At 66.6% G+C, this 6,818-nt stretch carries 5 protein-coding genes; all 5 read left to right on the plus strand.

Annotated elements, in window-relative coordinates:
• On the plus strand, positions 1 to 1,106 hold a 1,106-nt coding region (locus ACR2JA_RS17330), incomplete at its 5' end, for a DUF6537 domain-containing protein (protein WP_434010318.1).
• Between the two features lie 137 nt (positions 1,107 to 1,243).
• On the plus strand, positions 1,244 to 1,567 hold the full coding sequence (gene yajC / locus ACR2JA_RS17335; RefSeq protein WP_434010319.1) for a preprotein translocase subunit YajC: 324 nt from the start codon (positions 1,244 to 1,246) through the stop codon (positions 1,565 to 1,567).
• Between the two features lie 117 nt (positions 1,568 to 1,684).
• Positions 1,685 to 3,565 (plus strand): protein translocase subunit SecD, encoded by a 1,881-nt coding sequence (gene secD / locus ACR2JA_RS17340; RefSeq protein WP_434010320.1) that lies wholly within the window; start codon positions 1,685 to 1,687, stop codon positions 3,563 to 3,565.
• A 17-nt stretch (positions 3,566 to 3,582) separates the two neighbouring features.
• Positions 3,583 to 4,542 (plus strand): protein translocase subunit SecF, encoded by a 960-nt coding sequence (secF, locus tag ACR2JA_RS17345; RefSeq protein ID WP_434010321.1) that lies wholly within the window; start codon positions 3,583 to 3,585, stop codon positions 4,540 to 4,542.
• A gap of 111 nt (positions 4,543 to 4,653) precedes the next feature.
• Positions 4,654 to 6,818 (plus strand): DUF1631 family protein (locus ACR2JA_RS17350; RefSeq protein ID WP_434010322.1); only part of this gene is annotated, 2,165 nt, incomplete at its 3' end.

Consider the following 6,818-nt stretch of genomic DNA (forward strand, 5'->3'; position numbering starts at 1 on the left):
TCATCGGCTGCGACCCGATCGTGGCGGCGCACAAGGAAAGCTGGCAGCGCCTGCGCGCGGGCCGCAGCCACGTGGCGCTGAACTCGGGCGCGTCGCCCACCGCCGCCTTCGTGAAAAATCCGGACTGGCAGAACCCGGCCCAAGCCTGCGTGGATGCGCTGACCGCCAGCCTGGGCGCCGAGGCGGTCGGCACCTTCGACGCCGAAGCCGCCGCCACGAAGCTGATGGGCGACAGCATCTACACCAACCCGATGATGCTGGGCTACGCCTGGCAGCGTGGCTGGGTGCCGCTGGGCCTGACGGCGCTGATGCGCGCCATCGAGCTGAACGCGGTGCAGGTGGAGAAAAACAAGCAGGCCTTCGATTGGGGGCGCCGCCCCGCGCACGACCCCAAGGCCAATGCCGCGCTGCTCAACCCGGTGGGCGAAAACGTGGTCCGCTTCGTCAGGCGCGAAACGGTGGACAGCCTGGTGGCGCGCCGGGTCGAGTTCCTGACCGCCTACCAGAACGCCGCCTACGCGGGCGAGTACGAGGTGTTCGTGCGCCGCGTGCAGGACGCCGAGGCGAAGCTGGGCAAGACCGCGCTGACCGAGGCCGTGGCGCGTTACCTGTTCAAGCTGATGGCCTACAAAGACGAGTACGAGGTGGCCCGCCTGCACAGCGATCCGGCCTTCCACGCCAAGCTGGCCGCGCAGTTCGAGGGCGACTTCAAGCTGCACGTGCACCTGGCGCCGCCGCTGACCGCCAAGACCAACGCCAAGGGCGAGCTGGTCAAGCAGAAGTACGGTCCGCTGATGTTCACCGGCTTCCGGCTGCTGGCGAAACTCAAGGGCCTGCGCGGCACGGCACTGGACGTGTTCGGTCGCACCGAGGAGCGCCGCACCGAACGCGCCCTGATCGCCGAGTACCGCGCCTGCATCGAGGAACTGCTCAAGGGCCTGCACGCCGGTAACCACACCCTGGCCGTGGACATTGCCCGCCTGCCGGAGCAGATCAAGGGCTATGGCCACGTGAAACTGCGCCACCTGGCCGCCGCCCGCCAGCGCTGGGACGGGCTCATGGCCCAGTGGCGCCAGCCCGCCGGCGCCACGGCCCGCGCCGCCTGAGGGCTTGTGTCGAACCCCCTGGGCAGCAGGGGGCGCGGCATACAATGACCGGTTGATCCCGGATCGCCCGGGTGACCTGTGCCAGGCCACCCGGGCGATCGGTGTTTTTTTGACCTCAAGTTGTTGGAGAGCCTTCCGTGTTCATTTCTTCTGCCTACGCCCAAGCCGCCGCCGGTACCGCGACCACCCAGGACACGCTGATGAGCATGCTGCCCCTGGTGCTGATGTTTGTGGTGCTGTACTTCGTGATGATCCGCCCGCAGATGAAGAAGGCCAAGGAGCACAAGGCCATGGTGGAGGCCCTGGCCAAGGGCGACGAGGTGGTCACCGCCGGCGGTTTCCTGGGCAAGATCTCCAAAATCGGCGAAGCCTACGTCGGCGTGGAACTCGCCAGCGGCGTGGAGGTCCAGATGCAACGCTCGGCCGTGGTGCAGGTGCTGCCCAAGGGCACCCTGAAGTAACACCCCCGCACGGGCCCGAATGGGCCCGTTCCCCCCTCAAGGGGGCGGCGCGTGCGGCCTGGCAGAGCCAGTTCCGCCGCACCTCTCGACCAAGACCCTTCGCGCACAGACCTTCCCATGAACCGTTACCCCCTCTGGAAGTACCTTGTCATCCTGGTGGTGACGCTGACCGGGCTGCTGTACGCCCTGCCCAACCTGTTCGGCGAGGCGCCGGCGGTGCAGGTGTCGGCCGGTCGGGCGACGGTCAAGGTCGACACTGGCACCCTGTCGGTGGTCGAGCAGGCGCTGAGCGCGCAGGGCGTGCCGCCCACGCTGGTGGCGTTCGAGGGCACGTCGGTCAAGGCGCGTTTCGAGACCACCGACCAGCAACTCAAGGCGCGCGATGCGCTGGAAAAGGCGCTCAACCCCGATCCGGCCAACCCGGCCTATGTGGTGGCGCTGAACCTGGTGCCGCGCACACCGACCTGGCTGGCGCGCCTGGGGGCTTCGCCGATGTACCTGGGCCTGGACCTGCGTGGTGGCGTGCACTTCATGCTGCAGGTCGACATGAAGGCCGCGCTGCAGCAGCGCGCCGATGGCCTGGCCAGCGACCTGCGTTCGGCGCTGCGCGACAAGAACGTGCGCCACGGCGGCATCAGCCGCAACGGCCAGACGGTGGAGTTGCGCGCGCGCGATGCGCAGACCATGGAAGCCATCAAGGGTGTGATCGCCGACCAGTTCGCCGATCTGCAGGCTGTCGAAACGCCCGAGGGCACCGAGTACAAGGTGGTGGCCAGCCTCAAGCCCGAGGCCGCGCGCCGCGTGCAGGAACAGGCCATCAAGCAGAACATCACCACGCTGCACAACCGCATCAACGAGTTGGGCGTGGCCGAACCGGTGATCCAGCAACAGGGCACCGACCGCATCGTGGTGCAGCTGCCGGGCGTGCAGGACACCGCCAAGGCCAAGGACATCCTGGGCCGCACCGCCACGCTGGAGCTGCGTCTGGTGGACGAAAGCACCGAAGGCCAGGCAGCCGAGCGCGGCACCACCGCCGTGCCCTTCGGCTCCGAGCGCTACCTGGAGCGCGATGGCCGTGCCGTCATCGTCAAGCGCGAGGTGCTGCTGACTGGCGAAAACCTCACCGACGCCCAGGCGGGATTCGACGACACGCACCAGCCCGCTGTGCACCTGACGCTGGACGCCAAGGGCGCGCGCATCTTCCGCGACGTCACGCGTGAGAACGTCGGCAAGCGCATGGCCATCATCCTGTTCGAGAAGGGCAAGGGCGAGGTCGTGACCGCGCCGGTGATCCGCGGCGAGATCGGTGGCGGCCGGGTGCAGATCTCGGGCGCCATGAGTTCGGTGGAAGCCAACGACACCGCCCTGCTGCTGCGCGCCGGTTCGCTGGCCGCGCCCATGGAGATCATCGAAGAGCGCACCATCGGCCCCAGCCTGGGCGCCGAGAACATCGCCAAGGGCTTCAACAGCGTGATCTGGGGCTTCGCCGTGATCGTGCTGTTCATGTGCATCTACTACATGCTGTTTGGCGTGTTCTCCAGCCTGGCCCTGGGCCTGAACCTGATCCTGCTGGTGGCCGTGCTGTCCATGCTGCAGGCCACACTGACGCTGCCCGGCATCGCCGCCATGGCGCTGGCACTGGGCATGGCCATCGATTCCAACGTGCTGATCAACGAGCGCGTGCGCGAAGAACTGCGCAACGGCGCTTCGCCGCAGTCGGCCATCAACGCCGGCTACGAACACGCCTGGGGCACCATCCTGGACTCCAACATCACCACCCTGATCGCCGGTGTGGCGCTGCTGGCCTTCGGGTCCGGTCCGGTGCGCGGTTTTGCCGTGGTGCACTGCATCGGCATCCTGACCAGCATGTTTTCGTCGGTGGTGTTCTCGCGCGGCCTGGTCAACCTCTGGTACGGCCGCCAGAAAAAGCTCAAGAGCGTGTCCATCGGCACGGTGTGGCGCCCCGAAGCTGGCACCGCCGTCACCCAAGCCGACTGAACGCACAGGACATCACCATGGAACTCTTCCGCATCCGCCGCGACATCCCGTTCATGAAGCACGCGATCGTGCTCAACGCGGTCTCGGCCATCACGTTCATCGCAGCCGTTTTCTTCCTGGTCACGCGTGGCCTTGCCTTGTCGGTCGAATTCACCGGCGGCACCGTCATGGAGGTGGCTTACGAACAGCCGGCCGACCTGGAGGCGGTGCGCAAGGTCGTCGAAAGCCTCGGCTACGCCGAGGTGCCGGTGCAGAACTTCGGCACTGCCAAAGATGTGCTGTTGCGCCTGCCTGCGCAGGCAGGCAAGAGCTCCGGTCAGCAGGCCGAGACCATGATGTCCGCCCTCAAGGCGCAGAACCCGGCCGTGCAATTGCGACGCACCGAGTTTGTGGGCCCGCAGGTGGGTCAGGAACTGGTGCAGGACGGTCTCAAAGCCCTGGGCCTGGTGATCGTGGGCATCATGATCTACCTCGCGATCCGTTTCGAGTGGAAGTACGCCGTCTCGGCCATCATCGCCAACCTGCACGACGTGGTCATCATCCTGGGCTTCTTCGCCTTCTTCCAGTGGGAGTTCTCGCTGGCGGTGCTGGCGGCGGTGCTGGCGGTGCTGGGTTACTCGGTCAACGAATCTGTGGTGATTTTTGACCGCATCCGTGAAACATTCCGCCGCCAGCGCAAGAAGACCACGGTCCAGATCATCGACCACGCCATCACATCCACCATCAGCCGTACCATCATCACGCACGGTTCGACCCAGATCATGGTGCTGTCGATGCTGCTGTTCGGGGGTCCGACGCTGCACTACTTCGCCATGGCCCTGACCATCGGCATCCTGTTCGGCATCTACTCGTCGGTGTTCGTGGCTGCGGCCATTGCCATGTGGCTGGGCATCAAGCGCGAAGACCTGATCAAGGGCGGCGGCGCAAAGGCCGCAGAGGTGGATCCGGCGGACCCGAACTCAGGCGCGGTGGTGTGACGGCGATCGGCCGAAAAGGCCGGGTTTGGTCACGTTGTCGCTCCCAGGAACTGAGTCCTTTCGTGTCATACTGAATTTATTGTGGCCTCTCCCGATCAGCACGTTTCCTCCTTGGCCAAACAGGCGCGCGAACTCTTTGTGGTTCACGTGGGGCGTGCGCTTCCCGAGTTGGTCAAGGCCTGTGACACCCGCCTGAACGCCGTGCTGGACCAGCCCGGGCCGGCCCGCGAGATGCAGGAGCGGCGCGACGCCTGGATGGCGTTCACCAAGAACCAGACCGCCTGGCTCAACAACAGCCGCAAGGCGCTGCAACGCACCCTGCTGCCGCGCTTCAGCCCGTCGGGTGGCAGCAGTCCGCTGAGCGCCCCAGGTCGCCTGGAGTTGCTGGCCGAAGGGGCCATCGACGACCAGATCATGGCCTCACGGCTGGCCATGCGGGTGCTGGATCTGTCGTCCACCGAACTCAACGAATTGCGCCTGCGCATCCAGCACCTGGAAAAGCGCCAGGAACTGCCCCGCGGTGATGTGCTGCAGCCCGACGTCACGGCACGCATCCTGGTGGACCAGTGGCTGGACGTGCAGATGAGCCGCGAAGGTTGGCAGCTGGTGCAGGACGCCCTGGCGCCGGTGCTGTCCCAGAAGATGCTGGAGGCCTACAAGGCCGCCAACGAATTCCTGGTCTCCAGCGGCGTGATGAAGGAGATCGACCTCAACGCGCTGGTCAAGCGGGTGCCTGGCAGCCGTTCCAGTGGCGGGCCGCGCGGCGCCAAAGAAACGGACAGCCAGTTGTCCGGCCTGGACCAGGGCGGCGGTCAGGTGGGGGGCGCGTCTGCGGCATCCGGCGAGCCCGGCGGAGCTTCCAGCGGGGGGCGCACCGGTGCCGCGTCGCCATCGGGCAGCCGTGGCGGTACGGCTTCGTCGGTCATGGGGGTGCACGACGAAACGCGTCTGATGACCAGTTCGTCACCGCTGGCGCGCGCGCGCATGCGCGCCCAGGGTGTGGTGGGCCGGCTCAAGCGCATGTTGATCGACCGCGTGGGCGGCGACTTTGAAGCGACGCAGATCCTGGAAACCTCGCCGCGCCTGCGGCAGGCGATCCAGCACGTGGCGCCTTCGGTGGTGCACGACGTTCCCATGCCCACCGGTTCCGGCAGTGGTCCGGTGGTGATGGATTCCGCGCACGTCGAGCGGGCCGCGGTGGCGCTGCGGCAGCGCACGGCCGAGCTCAAGCAGGCGGCGTCGACCCCGACCGAAAAAGCCATCATCGAGGTCGTGGCCCTGATGTTCCAGAGCATCCTGGCCGAAGAGCGCATCCCGCCGAGCATCCGGGTCTGGTTCGCCCGCTTGCAGATCCCGGTGCTGCGCGTGGCCCTGGCCGAACCCGAGTTTTTCAGTGCCCTGCAGCACCCGGCGCGACGCCTGATCGACCGCATGGGCTCCTGCGTGATGGGCTTCGAATCCAACGTCAGCTCGGCTGCGCTGGAGGCCGAGATCAAGCGCGTGGTGCAAGTCATCGAGCAGTACCCCGAGACCGGGCGCCGCGTGTTCCAGCTGGTGTTCGACGAGTTTCAGAAATTCCTCTCCACCTACCTGAGCGAACAGGGCAGCGCCAGCCGCTTCGTGTCGGTGGCGCAGCAGGTGGAGCAAAAAGAGACGCTGTCGGTGCAGTACACGATCGAGCTGCGCAAGCTGCTCGACGATGTGCCGGTGCGCGACGAGGTCCGGGAGTTCCTGTTCAAGGTCTGGGTCGAGGTGCTGGCCGTGGCCAGCGTCAAGTACGGCCTCAAGCACGAGGAAACCGCCTCGCTCAAGCGTGTGGCGTCTGACCTGCTGTGGGCCGCCAGTGCCAAACCCAACCGCAACGACCGCGCTCGCGTGATCCAGCAGCTGCCCGGCCTGCTGCAGCGGCTGCGCCAGGGCATGGGCCTGCTGGGCTACCCGCCCGGCCTGCAGGACACACACATCAAGTCCGTCAGCGACACGCTGGCCGATGCCTTCATGTCGCGCACCGAAGCCATCCCGCAGGAAAGCCTGGACAAGCTCTCGGACCGCCTGGCGCACCTGGAAGACTACCTGCCTGACAGCGGTGTGGGCGACCTCGACCTGGACAACGAGAGCATCGAGATGATCACCGGCGTGGACGCCAGCAACATCGAGGTGATCCGCCACGGGGGCAGCCAGCCCAACGAGGCCATGCGCGCCTGGGCGGTGGAGCTGCAGATCGGTTCCTGGTTCGGTCTGGACCACAACGGCAAGCTCAACAGCGTGCAGCTGGC

The organism is Hydrogenophaga sp., assembly GCF_051007235.1.
Lineage (GTDB): Bacteria > Pseudomonadota > Gammaproteobacteria > Burkholderiales > Burkholderiaceae_C > Hydrogenophaga.

Bases quoted from the DNA above. Each gene is read 5' to 3' on its own strand.
- secF (WP_434010321.1), top strand. From the start codon at position 3,583: ATGGAACTCTTCCGCATCCGCCGCGACATCCCGTTCATGAAGCACGCG.
- secD (WP_434010320.1), top strand. From the start codon at position 1,685: ATGAACCGTTACCCCCTCTGGAAGTACCTTGTCATCCTGGTGGTGACG.